This is a genomic window from Pseudophaeobacter leonis, from assembly GCF_002087335.1.
GTDB lineage: Bacteria > Pseudomonadota > Alphaproteobacteria > Rhodobacterales > Rhodobacteraceae > Pseudophaeobacter > Pseudophaeobacter leonis.
The window spans coordinates 1-14,427 of the sequence record NZ_MWVJ01000016.1 but is presented as its reverse complement, the minus strand read 5'-3'; the positions used below and the strand labels follow the sequence as shown (position 1 = coordinate 14,427).

Annotated in this window: 15 protein-coding genes and 2 pseudogenes; 2 read left to right on the top strand and 15 right to left on the bottom strand. The window is 56.7% G+C overall.

Going from position 1 to position 14,427, the window contains the following annotated elements; all coding sequences use genetic code 11:
- Window positions 1-148: 148 nt before the first annotated feature.
- Both B4968_RS05485 and B4968_RS05480 read left to right on the top strand, forming a co-directional pair.
- Window positions 149-895, top strand: a complete 747-nt coding sequence (locus B4968_RS05485) for an SDR family NAD(P)-dependent oxidoreductase (RefSeq protein ID WP_083097424.1) — start codon at window positions 149-151, stop codon at window positions 893-895.
- 194 nt (window positions 896-1,089) lie between these two features.
- Entirely contained in the window at window positions 1,090-1,620 is a 531-nt protein-coding gene (locus B4968_RS05480; RefSeq protein ID WP_338153214.1) for a redoxin domain-containing protein, read from the top strand.
- Between the two features lie 261 nt (window positions 1,621-1,881).
- On the opposite strand, the gene B4968_RS05475 is transcribed toward B4968_RS05480, so the two are convergent.
- The 15 genes and pseudogenes from B4968_RS05475 to B4968_RS05415 all read right to left on the bottom strand — a co-directional run.
- Window positions 1,882-2,808: a carbohydrate kinase family protein gene (locus B4968_RS05475; protein WP_083097293.1), complete on the bottom strand. Its 927-nt coding sequence runs from the start codon at window positions 2,806-2,808 to the stop codon at window positions 1,882-1,884.
- Window positions 2,809-2,824: 16 nt separating this feature from the next.
- Window positions 2,825-3,842: pseudogene (locus tag B4968_RS05470) on the bottom strand (ABC transporter ATP-binding protein).
- Window positions 3,830-5,254 carry a mannitol dehydrogenase family protein gene (locus tag B4968_RS05465; protein WP_083097288.1) on the bottom strand — a complete coding sequence of 475 codons (1,425 nt, stop codon included), beginning with the start codon at window positions 5,252-5,254 and terminating at the stop codon, window positions 3,830-3,832. Before B4968_RS05465 ends, B4968_RS05470 begins: the two are co-directional and overlap by 13 nt.
- Window positions 5,251-5,451, bottom strand: a complete 201-nt coding sequence (locus tag B4968_RS24100; RefSeq protein ID WP_241525589.1) for a helix-turn-helix domain-containing protein — start codon at window positions 5,449-5,451, stop codon at window positions 5,251-5,253. Before B4968_RS24100 ends, B4968_RS05465 begins: the two co-directional genes overlap by 4 nt.
- Window positions 5,399-6,142, bottom strand: a complete 744-nt coding sequence (locus B4968_RS05460; protein ID WP_241525588.1) for a cupin domain-containing protein — start codon at window positions 6,140-6,142, stop codon at window positions 5,399-5,401. Before B4968_RS05460 ends, B4968_RS24100 begins: the two co-directional genes overlap by 53 nt.
- 56 nt (window positions 6,143-6,198) lie before the next feature.
- On the bottom strand, window positions 6,199-7,035 hold the full coding sequence (locus B4968_RS05455) for a carbohydrate ABC transporter permease (protein WP_083097279.1): 837 nt from the start codon (window positions 7,033-7,035) through the stop codon (window positions 6,199-6,201).
- 10 nt (window positions 7,036-7,045) lie between these two features.
- The gene (locus B4968_RS05450; RefSeq protein ID WP_083097277.1) at window positions 7,046-7,987 is read right to left on the bottom strand and encodes a carbohydrate ABC transporter permease; all 942 of its coding nucleotides are present in this window, start codon (window positions 7,985-7,987) and stop codon (window positions 7,046-7,048) included.
- A gap of 104 nt (window positions 7,988-8,091) precedes the next feature.
- A complete protein-coding gene (locus B4968_RS05445; RefSeq protein WP_083097275.1) occupies window positions 8,092-9,387 on the bottom strand; it encodes an ABC transporter substrate-binding protein in 1,296 nt (431 codons plus the stop codon).
- Between the two features lie 389 nt (window positions 9,388-9,776).
- Window positions 9,777-10,058: a hypothetical protein gene (locus B4968_RS05440; protein WP_083097273.1), complete on the bottom strand. Its 282-nt coding sequence runs from the start codon at window positions 10,056-10,058 to the stop codon at window positions 9,777-9,779.
- A 219-nt stretch (window positions 10,059-10,277) separates the two neighbouring features.
- On the bottom strand, window positions 10,278-11,120 hold the full coding sequence (locus B4968_RS05435; RefSeq protein WP_083097271.1) for an isocitrate lyase/PEP mutase family protein: 843 nt from the start codon (window positions 11,118-11,120) through the stop codon (window positions 10,278-10,280).
- 216 nt (window positions 11,121-11,336) lie between these two features.
- Window positions 11,337-11,642 (bottom strand): DUF4389 domain-containing protein, encoded by a 306-nt coding sequence (locus tag B4968_RS05430; RefSeq protein WP_083097268.1) that lies wholly within the window; start codon window positions 11,640-11,642, stop codon window positions 11,337-11,339.
- Between the two features lie 146 nt (window positions 11,643-11,788).
- Window positions 11,789-12,391: a class I SAM-dependent methyltransferase gene (locus B4968_RS05425; RefSeq protein WP_083097422.1), complete on the bottom strand. Its 603-nt coding sequence runs from the start codon at window positions 12,389-12,391 to the stop codon at window positions 11,789-11,791.
- 147 nt (window positions 12,392-12,538) lie between these two features.
- The gene (locus tag B4968_RS05420) at window positions 12,539-13,507 is read right to left on the bottom strand and encodes an exopolysaccharide biosynthesis polyprenyl glycosylphosphotransferase (RefSeq protein ID WP_241525587.1); all 969 of its coding nucleotides are present in this window, start codon (window positions 13,505-13,507) and stop codon (window positions 12,539-12,541) included.
- A gap of 246 nt (window positions 13,508-13,753) precedes the next feature.
- Window positions 13,754-14,044: a hypothetical protein gene (locus tag B4968_RS24095; RefSeq protein ID WP_241525586.1), complete on the bottom strand. Its 291-nt coding sequence runs from the start codon at window positions 14,042-14,044 to the stop codon at window positions 13,754-13,756.
- A 139-nt stretch (window positions 14,045-14,183) separates the two neighbouring features.
- A pseudogene (locus tag B4968_RS05415) lies at window positions 14,184-14,427 on the bottom strand (ABC transporter permease); the annotation flags it as partial.

Sequence of the window (14,427 nt, the reverse complement as noted above, 5' to 3'; positions counted from 1 at the left end):
TCCCAGTGACCCCAAAATGTCCGCCAGTGCCTCCCAGCTGTCTGCCGGGCGGGCTGGCGGACTGGGGTGAGACGCAGGTTTTGTCAATTTTGAATGGGCCACCGGGTGCTGTTGCACCGCTTGCCCGGAAAGAATGCAGGGAAAAAAAATGGATCTACAGGGTAAAACTGCGATTGTGACCGGCGGTGGGCGTGACATCGGGCGGGCCTGCGTCATGGAGCTGGCCCGTCGTGGTGCAAATGTTGTGATCAATTACTACGCAAGCGCGGAAGGGGCCGAAAGCGCCGTTGCCGAAATTACGGCCATGGGCGGGCAGGCCGTCGCGCTGAAGGGGGACATGACCAAGGAAGCAGATGTCAGAGCCCTGGTGGTAAAGACCGTCGAGACTTACGGCAAGGTCGACAGTCTGATCCACGTAACGGGAGGCATTCTGGCGCGGGTGCCGATGGCAGAGACGACCCTGGATCACTGGCAGGCGGTGATGGATATCAACCTGACCTCCTTTATGCCGGCGGTGCGCGCGTGTCTGCCGCATATGTCTGAGGGCGCCTCGATTGTTGGCTTCGCGTCGCAGGCGGGCCGCGATGGCGGTGGGCCAGGTGCGACGGCCTATGCCGCCTCAAAAGGCGCTTTGATGACACTGACACGTGGTCTGGCAAAGGAGCTGGGGCCAAAAATCCGGGTGAACGCGCTGTGCCCCGGCATGATCGATACTGATTTCCACAACATCTTTACCAAACCCGAAGTCCGCACCCATGTGGCCAATGTGACCCCGCTCAAACGCGAGGGGACATCGCAGGACGTGGCCAAACTGGCGGTCTTTCTGGCCTCGGATGATGCCGCATTTGTGACGGGTGCCAACGTGGATATCAACGGCGGTATGCTGTTCTCATAAACAGACTGCTCTGCCTAACCACCGCAGCCCTATGGGCGCAGATCCAACCCTGAGAAGGCCGACAGATGAAACCAAGGGGCAAGCAGCCGATTGCAGGGTTTGCCAGCTAGTCTGGACCTTATGTTTTCAACAACTTGCGCTGGGCATCTAGGTGCCCTGTGTGCGGGGCTGGACCTCGTTTAACCGCAACGAACATGGCAGGGCGAAAGATGACTATGCACAGACCAAGGGTTGGTGAACCTATCGGGAAAATGGAATTCCAAACGGTCAATGGCGAGACATGCACCATTGGGCAGGCCAAAGACCGCTGGACCATGGTTTTTGTCTACCGTGGTCGTCACTGCCCCAGGTGCAAGCGTTTCCTGAATAAGCTGAACGCGGTTTTGTCCCAGTGGCAGGCAGTGATGGACGTGGTGGTTGTCTCTTGCGACAGCAAGGTAAAGGCTGTGGCGGACAAGACAGAATTCAACTGGGATTTTGATCTTTGCTATGGGCTGACGGTGCCGCAGATGCGCGCGCTGGGGCTTTATGTCTCCGAGCCCCTGTCTGAGGCGGAAACCTCGGATCTGTTTGCCGAGCCGGGGGCCTTTGGACTGCGCCCCGACGGCACATTGATGCTGGTTGATATCTCAAACGGCCCCGCAGCGCGCCCCGACCTTGAGGAGTTGCTGGATGGCATGAGGTTCAATATTGAGAACGACCGTCCGGTACGAGGACTGGCCTGATAGCAGGACTGGCCTGACAACAGGACTTGCCTGACAACAGGACTGGCCTGACAAGAGGGCTGGCCTGACGCGAAGTTTTGATTTTACATTGCCCCAGCCCCAGAGAGCCAACTCTGGGGCTGGGGCTGGGGCTGGGGCAATGGCTTCTGCGTCCTGTCTTGCAAAAGGAGGCGCTGCTTTGGCACTGCAGTCGAGCAAAGCTATAAACACTTGAACACGTTAAAAACTATTAACACTGCAACTCGTTAAAAACTGGACCGGCTAGATTTCATGTGCCCAGGGTGGGTTCGCGCCAGATCGTGAGACCGTGACGCCAGACACTTTGATTGCGAACTTCAGAGCCTCTTCGACTGTCTTGCTGTCAGGGTTAGACGTGAAATCCTTGTTCAGGGCGCCGCGCGCATGCAACAGATGCAAAATGCCTGCGTTGAAGGTATCGCCTGCACCGATTGTGTCGGCCACCAAAACCGCCGACGCCGGCGCCCGCGCGATGCATTTGGCGCCACGATATGCCATGCCGCCCTGCGCGCCTTTGGTGACAAACACCAATGTGTCGCGCTCCCCGATCAGCTGCTCTAATTGCTCTGCGGTGTCCGGCTGGTTGGGAGCCAGCCAGTCCAGGTCTTCATCAGAGAGTTTCAGGATGTCGCTATGAGCGATCATGTCATGCAAACGGGCGCGGTAGCCTGCCTCGTCGGTGATAAAAGCCGGGCGGATGTTTGGATCGATCATTGTCAGACAGTCGCCCGACCGGCTGCGCATCAAACTGTGAAGGGTCGAGGCCGTAGGCTCTGTGCACAGGCTGATGCCGCCAAAAAACATCGCCCTGACCTGCTCTAGATTCTGTGGAATATCCGCAGCGGTGAGCGATGTGTCGGCAGAGTTTTCGGCATAAAACGTATATGTCGCCTGGCCTTCCGTCAGCTCGACAAATGCCAATGTACTGGGGGCCTTGCGCGAGACGAGATGGTCGGTTTTGACGCGGCTTGCGTGCAATTCAGCCTGCAACAGTTTGCCGAACAGATCGTCCGACACGCCTGTATACAGCCCGACATCAGAGCCAAGGCGCCCCAAGGCAATGGCCGTGTTAAACACAGCGCCGCCGGATTTTGGGATGAAACAGGCCTCGCCAGTCCGTGAGGTCGAGGGGATCATGTCGATCAGGGCTTCGCCGCAACAGAGGATCATTGTGATTTTCGCGCTCCTAAATCCGCTGCTCAGTGGCGCTGTCAAAGCGGTGAACATTTTTCTCCAGCGCGTAAAACGACAGCTCCTGACCGGGTTTCAGCACGTCTGATCGCTCAATCTTGGCGACAAAAGACGTGCCACTTTGCTGCACCAGATGGGCCAGGACATATTCTCCCAGGTTCTCCAGCAGCTCTATCGTGCCGGTGAGGGTGGCTTTGTCTGCGTCACAGGGCAAAAGATGTTCGGGCCTGATGCCCATGGTCTCATCTGCAGCCAGAACCTGGCCGGGGCGCAGGTCGTCGGCTGTGAAAAAGTTCATCTTGGGGCTGCCGATAAACCCGGCAACAAACATGTTGCTTGGATGGTCATAGAGATCCGTGGGCGAGCCCCCCTGCTCAAGGCGACCATCGCGCAGCACAACGATCTTGTCGGCCAGGGTCATCGCCTCGACCTGATCATGGGTCACATAGATCATGGTCGAGCCAAGCCGCTCATGGAGTTTGGAAATCTCGATGCGGGTCTGCACCCGCAGGGCGGCGTCCAGGTTCGACAGGGGCTCATCAAACAAGAACACCTTGGGGTCGCGGACAATCGCGCGCCCAATCGCCACGCGCTGGCGCTGGCCACCGGACAGATTGCGCGGGCTGCGGTCGAGATAGTCGGTGATCTGCAGCACCTCTGCGGCAGCTTTCACCCTTTGATCGATCTCATCCTTTGGGCGTTTTGATCTGCTTCAGCCCAAAGGCCATGTTGTTGTAGACGCTCATGTGCGGATACAAAGCATAGGACTGAAACACCATGGCGACGCCACGTTTGGCGGGGGCGATCTCGTTCACCTCTTGCCCGTCAATCGCGACAGAGCCGGAGGTGATCTCTTCCAGCCCGGCGATCATCCGCAGCAAGGTAGATTTGCCACAGCCAGAGGGGCCAACGAAGACCGCAAATTCGCCGTCTTCGATATCAAGATCAACCCCGTGCATCACATCGATGTTGCCGTAGGATTTGCGCAGATTGCGGATGGTCAAATTGGCCATGATTGTTCCATTTCTTTGATCGCAGCACGCAGTGCATCTGCAAATTCGGGATAGTGCGCCGGCAGGTCGCCCCATAACTGTTTCGAGTGAATGAACGTGTCGGTGTGTAATATGGATACGAGGAGCGGCCAGCTTGGCTCTGCATAGTCAAAGGCAATCTTTCCGGCGCGCACGTGTTGGGCAAAGACATACCAGCTGGCGATGCTTCGGATACCATGCCGGGGCAGGGTGCCTTGGCGCAAACATCCTTCAAGCGTCGGACGGATGAAAATCGGAAACTTTGCAACCCCATCGGCGCAGATCCGGGCCACGGTGTCGGCAATCGCCGGGTTTTTGAACCGCGCCGCAATACTGTCGAGATAGGCCTCTTTTGAAAACGGCAGATCAAGCGTCAGCGCAGGCAGCACCTCTGTGGTTTCATAGGCCCAGAAATGATCAAACAGATCCGGCACCGACATCGCCTGATCAAAGGTTTCAATGCCGTGCAAGGCTGCCAGATAGGTCAGGCAGGTATGGCCGCCATTCAGCACTCTGATTTTTGTTTCCTCAAAGGGGTCAACATGCGGGGTCACGGTGACGCCCACAGAGGCCAGGTCGGGCATGTCAGAGGCAAATCGATCTTCCAGCACCCATTGCACAAAGGCCTCCGCCATCACCGGATGCTGCACGGGCTCTTGGGTCAGTTGCGACAGATCTTGCGCGAGCTCTTGGGTCGCGCGCGGGGTGATCCGGTCGACCATAGAGCAAGGGAAAGCTGCGTTTTCGGCAACCCAGTTGCGCAGATCATCCAGCCCACGGGCGGCGAGATATGCCAGGAAATTTCGCTGTAACATCTTGCCATTGCTGCGAATATTGTCGCAACAACAGATCGTTACCGGCGCGTCAATTGCCTCTTTGCGCCCCTGTAGTGCAGAGGCCAAATAGGCGTAGACACTTGTGCCCTGGCTGCCCGCAATTTTGCCTGCAATCTCAGCCGAAATGACAGGGTCAGCCAGATCCAGCGCGCCGTCGGGATCGGTATAGTAGCCGCTTTCGGTCACTGTGATCGTGACCAGCTTAACCGAAGGGAGGGACAGAAAGCCCTCGGCTGCGGTGCGCTCTGCTGACCAGTCAGCAAAGGCGACATGGCTGCGCACCCGCGCAAGCGCAACCTCTCCGTTTGGAGCCACGGATTTCAGCAGGTAGCCTTTGTCGTCGGCCTGGTGTTCGGCGAATGTTGCGGATTCTGCTGCGCGCAGATTGACCGCAGCAATGCCCCAGTTCAAATCCCCCGACTGATCCATATAGCTGTCGATATAGACGGCCTGATGTGCGCGGTGAAAGGCGCCATAGCCCAGGTGCACAACTCCGATTGCGCAGTCAGCCTGCTCATATGTCGATGCCGCAATCCGCGGCATGTTTACAGTGTTCATGAGGAAGCCTCCGGTGCAGGTGTCAGATCCCGCTGAGCCATTTCCCGGTAGGCGGTCGGCGTCATGCCCTTCATTTTGAGGAACTGGCGGTTGAAATTGGCCAGATTCTGAAACCCGACCTGGTAGCAGATTACCGTCACCTGATCATCGGTCGCATAGAGCATGCCACAGGCCTGCCCGATGCGGACACGGTTCACAAATTCCACAAACCGATGCCCCGTGGTGGCCTGAAAATTGCGGGAGGGTGGCCTGTGTCATGCCCGCCATATTTGCTGCGGCATCAATGGAAATATCCTCGCTAAAGTTCTGCACGATGTGGTCAATCACCTGTCCTACTTTGGCTTGCTTGCCACTGCCTTCAGGCTGCAGGTGATTGACCACAGACAGTAGTTTGCGCTCGGCATGTTCATTCAGCCGGACCAGAAACCGGATGAAGGCCAGAATGCGTTCCGGGCCTTTGCTGTCACGGATTGCTTCCATATGGCCGCGCGCAAAGGTTGGGTTGAAGTTGAGAAATTCAATACCGGACTGCGCGGTCATGAGCATCTGGCGCAGCTCGCGGAACTCGGTAAAGGCGGCTGCCAGGCTGTCGACGCTGGACTGGCTGAACTGCACCAGCATATCACGGGTGTCGACCGGGGTTTTCCAGACGTCGTCCGTGATCCAGTTATGCGGCAGGTTTGGCCCTGTCAAAAACAGCGTCCCCGGCGAGAAATCCCCAATGTAGTCGCCCACAAATGCTTTGCCACGGGTGGCAACAATCAGGTGCAGCTCATATTCCGCATGACTGTGCCAGCGACACAATTCGGTCGGCCAGCCGTGCTCAAGATACCGCAGAGAATGCCGGTTCCGGTCAACAATTTCGATTTCGGGCTGAATGATTGACATGACCTATCTCAACATATTTGCGGCGTCTGTGGTGTGGACACGAAAGGCAGGCAAGCTCACTTGACCGCTCCAAAGGTAAGGCCCTGCACCAGTTGTTTCTGGCAGAACCAGCCCAAAACGATGATGGGGCCAACGGCTGCGGTGGACACAGCCGAAAGGCGGCCAAAGAACAGACCCTCGGGGGCACGGTTGCCTTCGATCAATTTGGACAACGTGGCCGCTTCGGTGGTTGTCAGGCGCACGGTCCAATAGGCTTCGTTCAAGCAAAAGATGAATGTCAGCAGTGCGGTAGAGGCAACGCCGCCCCATGCCAGCGGGATAAGAATAGCCTTGATTTCACCCCAGGTGCTGACGCCGTCCATTTTTCCGGCCTCAATGATCTCTTTCGGGATCTCTTTAAAATAGGTGAACAGCATCCAGATCACGATCGGCAGATTGATGAGGCAGAGCACAAAGATCACCAGGAAATGCGTGTCGAAAATACCGAGGAAATTCTTGGTCAGGAATGTCATCGGATAGAGCACCGCAGCTGCAGGCAACATCTTGGTCGACAGCATCCAGACCAGAATGTCCTTGGTGTGGCGGCTGGGATTAAAGGCCATTGCATAGGCGGCGGGGACACCGACGATCAGGGCAAACACAGTGGCAAAGACCGAGGTGATGACCGAGTTGGCAGCAAAGCGCCAATAGTCGTAGTTCTCGGTCATGTTCAGGTAGTTTTCCAGGGTCGGTTTGAACGCGAACAGGTGCTCGGGCTTGACCGCATCGGCATCCGTTTTGAAACTGGTGAAAACCATCCAGAAAATGGGAAAGAAAAAGATCAGTGCGATACCCCAGGCCAGCAGCGGCCAGAAGATCCTGGAGAAAGTGGAGGTTTGTGCTGAGAGAGCCATTATATGTCTCCTAATCCATCAGGCTTTTGCCAACCATGCGCAGCAGAAAGATCGCTACGATGTTGGCAAGGATGACTGCGAGAATGCCGGTCGCGCTTGCGGCGCCAATGTTGTTGGTGCTGAATTCGCCAATCAGATAGGGCAGGTTCTTGTTGCCATTGCCGCGACTGACAATTTCGATCTCTGCGTAAAGCGAGAGATGAAAAATCGACTGGATCATCACGACGATCGCGATGGGACGTCCGAGGTGGGGCAGGGTCAGATTGCGAAACCGCGACCAAGCGTTGGCGCCGTCCAGAATAGCCGCCTCTTTTTGGCTCTCGTCCTCGGACTGCAGCGAGGTCATAAAGATCAGCACGGCAAAGGGCGTCCATTGCCAGGTCACCATGATGATGACGGCATAGGCAGAGGATTGCGTGGCGCGGAATGAGATGGGTTCAAACTCTGGCCAGAGCGAGAAGAAACTGCCCAACACGGGAAAGTCGCGCAGCCCGTCGATGATGCCATTCAGACCGGCAACTGCAATGCCATTCAGCCCCAGCACCGGATCAAGGATCATATTGATCCACAACACGGCGTTGACCGCAGGCATGACAAAAAACGGCGAGATCAGCAGCACCCGCACAATGCCACGGCCCGGAAAGCTGCGGTTCACCAGCATGGCAAGGGCGAGGCCCAGCGTGACGGTCAGAACAAGAATGCTGCCAACGATGAAGAGGCTGTTTTCGATGGCAAACCAAAAGTCCTTGGCCTTGAACAAAACATATTCGTAGTTGCCCAGGCCACGCCAGTTGCTCAGGCTTGGTTTTGTCCACTCAGGGCGGCTTAAGCTATTAAGAACGTAGCGAATAAAAGAAAAATAAAGCGTCATGCTGAGCGGGACAAGCATCCAGAGCAGCAGCAGCACAACGGCTGGGGTTTGCAGCAAGCGCGGAAGTGATCTGTTGGCCATTGGGTGCCTTTCCGTTGCAACAAAGGGGGAGGTGAGGAGAGAGGAGGCTGGCCCGGTAGCTGTCTGCCGGGCCAGTTTGATAGGCCAGTGTGATGCGCCGAGGCTTAGTAGTAGCCAGCTTCGGACATGATGGCGTCAGCCGCCGCTTGCGATGCCGCCAGGGCTTCGTCTACGGATTTTGCACCAGAAAGTGCGGCTGCAATTTCCTGGGCAACAGCAGAGCCGACTTCCGGAAACTCTGGGATCGACGCGAACTGCACCCCAACATAGGGCTTGAGGTCTGTGGCTTCAGGTGCGGCAGATCCAATGGCGGCCATCTCTGCGGCGGCAAAACCAGCAACAGCCTGGAACTCTGGGTAGGCATAGGTGGAGGCACGCGTGCCTGTTGGCACGGATCCCCAGCCAAAATCAGGGTGGTTTGCAACGGCCTGAATGTAGGCTTTGGAGGTTGCCCATTCGATAAAGGCATGGGCGGCTTCGGAATTTGGTGATCCGGTTGGCACAGCCATGGCCCAGGCCCAGAGCCAGTTTGCCCCAACTGGATTGCCGGCATTTGGCGACTGCGCGTAGGCAACGCCATCTACTTCGAGGAAGGATGCCGCGATTGTGGCGTCAATCCACATGCCGCATTTGCCTTCGTTGTAGAGGGCAAGGATTTCGTTGAAGGAATTCCCCTCAGAGCCGGGAGGGCCATATGTGCCGAGCAGGTCGACATAAAAGTTGATCGCCGCTTTCCATTCGTCGCTGTCAAGCGTGGGGTGCATGTCTTTGTCGAACCAGGCGCCGCCAAAGGAGTTCACAACCGTGGTGACAAAGGCCATGTTGTCGCCCCAGCCGGGCTTGCCGCGCAGGCAGGCACCATAAACGCCGGCATCCGGGTTATGCATTGCCGCCGCAGCCGTCTTGATGTTGTCCCATGAATCGTTGTCGCCAACCGTGACGCCAGCCGCGTCGGCCAGGTCTTTGCGGTACATCACCATGGAGGATTCACCGTAGAAAGGTGCCGCATAAAGCGTGCCATCATGCGACAGCCCGTTGCGCATGGCGGGCAGCATGTCGTCAACATCGTACTCAGCACCAAAGTTCAAAGGCTCGATCCAGCCTGCGGCCCCCCAGATTGGGGCTTCTTGCATGCCGATGTTGATAACGTCGTACTGGCCGCCACCGGTTGCGGTGTCAGATGTGACTTGCTCACGCAGAACACCTTCTTCCAGGGAAACCCAATTCAGGCTGACCCCGGTATCGGCCGTGTAGGCTTCGGCAACTTTCTGCATGTTGATCATGTGACCGTTGTTAACAATCGCGATTGTCAGTTCCGTTGCGTGGCTTTCAGATACCGCAAAGGATGCGCTGGCTACGCCAAGGGTCAGGCCGAGTGCCGTGTTCCTTAAAAATTCCATGGTTTCCTCCCAAAGGTTTTTTTAAACCGCCTTTTGGGCGGTGCGTGCCTATAGGGTGGGCAAGTTTATTAACCCTGACCTATACGATTCTGACAAGTTTGCATATTATATGGCTTCAAATCTCTCCGTATGCCTCATTTTTAGCAAGAAAAGTATGTGAAATCTGGCGACAGCTTCGCGACTCTTAACCAGTTTTTCCAGCTGCTCTGGGCAACAAAGTGCCCAGTCAGGCAGCGTTACCACTGCCTTTAGGAGGGGGTAGGAGCCTCTTTTGCCACAGGCCGTGATCTATTTCAGCAAGGCTGGCACATGGAAGTACCCGCTATGCGGGATCTGCGCGACCCACTGATAATCTGGGCGCAGTCCACAATTCTGACAGGCGCTTTGTGCTAGAAGTCATCAAATTCAGGAACATTCCCAAGCCGCACCAGGAAGGTTGGTGCTCCGACTTCACCCGAACTCTGGTCCTCGACGACCATATAGGCATCCGCGCCTGCGCAGCCGTCTGAGCGAAATTCCCGTTCGGCGCGTTCTTGTGCCTGTTGCTCTGAGGTGTACTGAAGCTGCTTGTCTATTTTCAGACTGAGCATCCCTGCGCCGGGGCCTGCCTTTTCGACGTATGTCTGGCAGATATAGTGAACCTTCTCAGTGTTTTCTGTAGAGTCCGTCATGGAGGTTTCCTCGGTGGGATTTTGGAAGGAATAGGTGCCTTACAAGGGCGTGCAACGGCCTGAAATGGGTCTTTCAGGTGCAATCTCAATCTATGTGATTGGCAAGGCTTTCAAGCCATATGTGTTCAACTTGCGCATTGGATATGTATAACTTTGACCGACCCCTGCTCTGGGCCAAAGGCCTGGCGGGCAAAGCACGTCCCCGCTTTGGTCGTGGCGTCAGCGGCGCGAGATAGCGCTGGTCTGCAGCATCAATTTGCTGACAACAGAATCCGGGATTGCGTCTGCAGCATAGGTGAATGTGCCGCAGGTTCTGACCTCTTCGGCCGCCCGCATCAAAGCGCCAATTGCCGCCCGTGCAAAGGAGCCTCCAACGCTGATACGGCGCGCGCCTGCCTCTGACAGCTGCTCCACTGAATAGGTGTTGCCCTGCAGCCCCATAAGCACGTTGACCGGTTTGTCGACGGCGGCGCAGACGGTCCTGATTGCCGCGATGTCGGGAAGGCCTGGCGCATAGAGAACGTCTGCTCCGGCCTCTGAAAATGCCTGCAGCCGTTTGATTGTATCGTTCAAATCGGGCTTGCCCCAAAGGTAGTTCTCGGCCCGTGCCGTCAGAATGAACGGCAGGCCCGCTGCTGCCTCTGCAGCCGCCTGAATGCGTTCAACCGATTGCTCTATATCATAAATCGGAGAGGCAGCGTCACCTGTGGCGTCTTCAATTGATCCGCCAACCAGTCCGAGCGTTGATGCCATACGAATGGTTTGCGCACAGATTTCGGGTGTCACGCCAAAGCCATCTTCGAGGTCAGCAGAGACAGGCAGATCCGTTGCCGCAACAATTTCGGCCGCATTCGCAAGCAACTCATCACGGCTGAGGCCCGCAATGGAGTCACGCTTGCCTTTGGAAAACGCGTAGCCTGCGCTGGTGGTGGCAAGGGCTTCAAAGCCCAGGCTCTCCAGCAAACGCGCCGATCCTGCGTCCCATGCATTGGGAATGACAAAGGCCTGATCCTGCGCATGCAGGGATTTGAGGCGCTGATATTTTTGCTGCTGATCGGACATTGCTACCCCCCTGAAACTGGTTGTCAGGGCTAATATAACCAGCCAGAACAAAAGGGAAACATATTTGTTTCTTGGTGCGTTTGATGCGGGCGATTACCGGTCTACGTCTTTGCGGGGCGCATCCTAGGCAGGGCAAGCTGTATCAAAGGAGATCTCAGACGGGCAGGGCGCCAAAAGGTCGCTCTTCGTCCCGTGCCCATGCAAGATCAGTCCAGATCAGTCCAGATCGGTCCAGGGCCAGGGCTTTACGTTGCTGGCAGCGGTCTGGAACCGGGCGGCCTTGGCGATCCAAATTCCCAGATCGGTGCCAAAATCGGCCAGGCGTGGGTTTGCCTGCCTGTTGTTGACCATCATGACGACAAACTGAACAAGCGTCGCCACCCAGAGCACCGTTTGCGCCACCGATATCATGACTGCAATCAGCAGCATATAGATCAAACGCTGGAACATCGTATCGGGATGTTCAGGCTCTAATTGCTCGCCATGCAGGCGGCCCTCGATCTTGGCGTCGTCATTGTCCACTTTTCCAGTCCCCGTTTTTACCCTGGCCGTGTATAGACAAACCACTATTCCGCCTTTTGAGCAATACGGTCTTCAGGCTGCGGAACTGGCGAGCTGGCAGGGTGAGGCTATGGCTGGTGTAAGTACAGAGCCATAACAGGCAGAGTTTATCCTACCATAAAGCCGTCATAACGTGTCGTCTTGCCGTTGATTTGGTGGCTACATTTTTGCAGCCCCGCGATGGCGTCGGCCTTGGCCGGCCATTTCAACACCACGCGATTACGGGCGTGTTTGAGGGCAACTTTGACCAGATCCGCGGCGTCCTCATCGGTGCCCACAATGTCGCGAACCTGGCGCAGCTCTCGCTTTACCAGGGCGGATTTGTTGCGCGGCGGATGCATGGGGTCGATCAGAATGGCCTCGGCGGCCAGCTCTGGGATCAGATCTTTTGCATCCCCCTTGAGCAGGGTCATACGGTTGATGATGTCGCGAAACTGGCCGCCTTCGAGCATCGCGCGTTCCATGCCGTCCGCCAGCAGGGCATGCATTGTCGCTGAGCGCTCGATCAATGTGACCTGCGCCCCCAAGGACGCCAACAGAAACGAGTCGCGCCCCAGGCCCGCAGTTGCATCCACAATCGAGGGAGTCTTGCCGGCGCGCAGCCCCATCGCCTTGGCGATATCCTGCCCGCGTCCGCCGCCAAACTTCAGGCGGTGCGCAACTGCGCCGGTGACGAAATCGACCCGTAGCTCGACAGATTTTTGTGTCATGCGGCCTTCATTCTTGTCTGTCTTGCCTGCTGCAAGCGATCTTACCCAAGTCTGCTTTCCCATGAAAGGCCGCTCTTCAGCCCCTGAAACCATCCTGTTCTGCCTCGCTGATAGCGCATTGGCCGGGGGATGGCGATGGCAGAGCGCTCAATAGGCGCCTTTGCTGGACAACAGGCTCAGCGGGGTGCGGAACAGGATTTTCAAGTCGAGCCAGAACGACCAGTTCTCGATGTAGAACAGATCGTGTTCAAACCGCGCCGTGAGCTTTTGCGGGTCATCTATCCCGCCCCGCCAGCCGTTGATCTGGGCCCATCCGGTAATCCCTGGCGGCAGGCGATGGCGGGCAGAGTAGCCGTCAACGATTTTGGTAAAGCGTTCCTGCTGACTGGACATGGCTTCAACCGCATGTGGCCGGGGACCAACCAGGGAGAGATCCCCTCGTAAAACATTGAAAAGTTGCGGTAACTCATCAATCGAGCTGCGTCGCAAAAAGCGACCAACCCGGGTCACCCGGGGATCGCCACTTGTCACCACCTGCCGCGCCATGGGATCGGCCATCTCCGCATACATTGAGCGAAATTTGAGGATCTCGATCGTCCGGTTATTGTAGCCATGACGGAGTTGGCGAAACAATATCGGCCCAGAGCTTTCGAGCCGGATCGCGACTGCCGCGATCAGCAAAACCGGCCATAACAAGGCCAGGGCTGCAAGCGCAAAGAAGACGTCAAAAAGACGTTTGATCAGGCGGCATTTGGGTGAAAAACTTCGTTTCAGCCCCTCAAGAAAGGCGACCTGGCCGGGGCGGGCAAAGGCATAGTCATGGCTATAACTCGACAGTCTGACCTCAACAGGCAGGATGCGAAACTCGTCCAACAGCCATTTGATACGCTTTTCGGCCGCGCAGGGCAGGGCAATAATGACCAGATCAATTTCAGACGCCCGGACAAAGGCGACAAGGTCGTCGTATCCGCCGATTTTTGGGCATCCCAAAATCTGTTTGGGGGAGCGCGCGTCTTCGCGGTCATCAAAAATGCCATAGAGGCGGATATCATTGACCTGTCGCGCGCCAAGGCTGCGGATGAGGCGGTCTGCCTCTTGTCCGCCCCCGGCAATCACCGCCCGGCGCGATCAATCCGGTTTCGACGATCCATCTGACGATGATCTGCGCTCCATAGCGTGTAGGGAAAATCGCCACGACCAGACTGATCACCGCTGACAAAAGGGTGGCGCTGTAATTGGCAATCGGAGCCAGCGCCAGAAAGGCAAGCAGTGGGGCGATCACAGACAGAGCTGTGCGGGTGATAAAGGTGGTTCGGTTGGCCATGATTGTACTGCTGTAGCCGCCGGTCACCGCCATAATCGTTACGACGCTGAGAGCCCCCAGGCGGCCCATCCGGCAGCAATCACTGGGGTTAACTGTTCAGCCGGGCTGGCGCCATACAGCGCGAACCAAAATGCCAGCATCAAGACGGGAAGATCAATGCAGATGGCCACACAGGCGAGCCACAGAGGCTCTAACGCGCCACGCTGCAAGCCAAACGCCACATTTTGTGCGGCTTCGTTCAATCTGTTAGATTGCCCCTCCACCTCTGCCACTTTGTGAAATTTCCTGTCTTTATAATCTGCGAAATCAGCTGCTTTGGCTCGAACCATAGCCTTGAACCTCTTAAGGCGCAGTTATCGGGCATCGCAGGCCGTTGGCTGTCTTTGCACAAGGAGAAATGGCCCCTGAAATCAGGGGCCATTGCAGGACAGTCCAAATAGGCAGGACAGTCAAAATGTGCGGATGGGATCAGCTGCGTCCCTTCCACGGCACCAGGAAATTTTCGGCTTTGCGCATCAGAATATCGATGCCGTAGCCAATAATGCCGATCAGCACGATGCCGAGGATAACGATATCGGTCAGCTGAAATTTGGACGCGGCGATAATCATCATGCCAGCCTCTTTCTGCGCTGCCACAAGTTCGGCAGCGACCACCGTGCCCCAACAGACACCCATGGCCACCAGTGCGCCGGTAAAGATTTCGGGCAGCGAG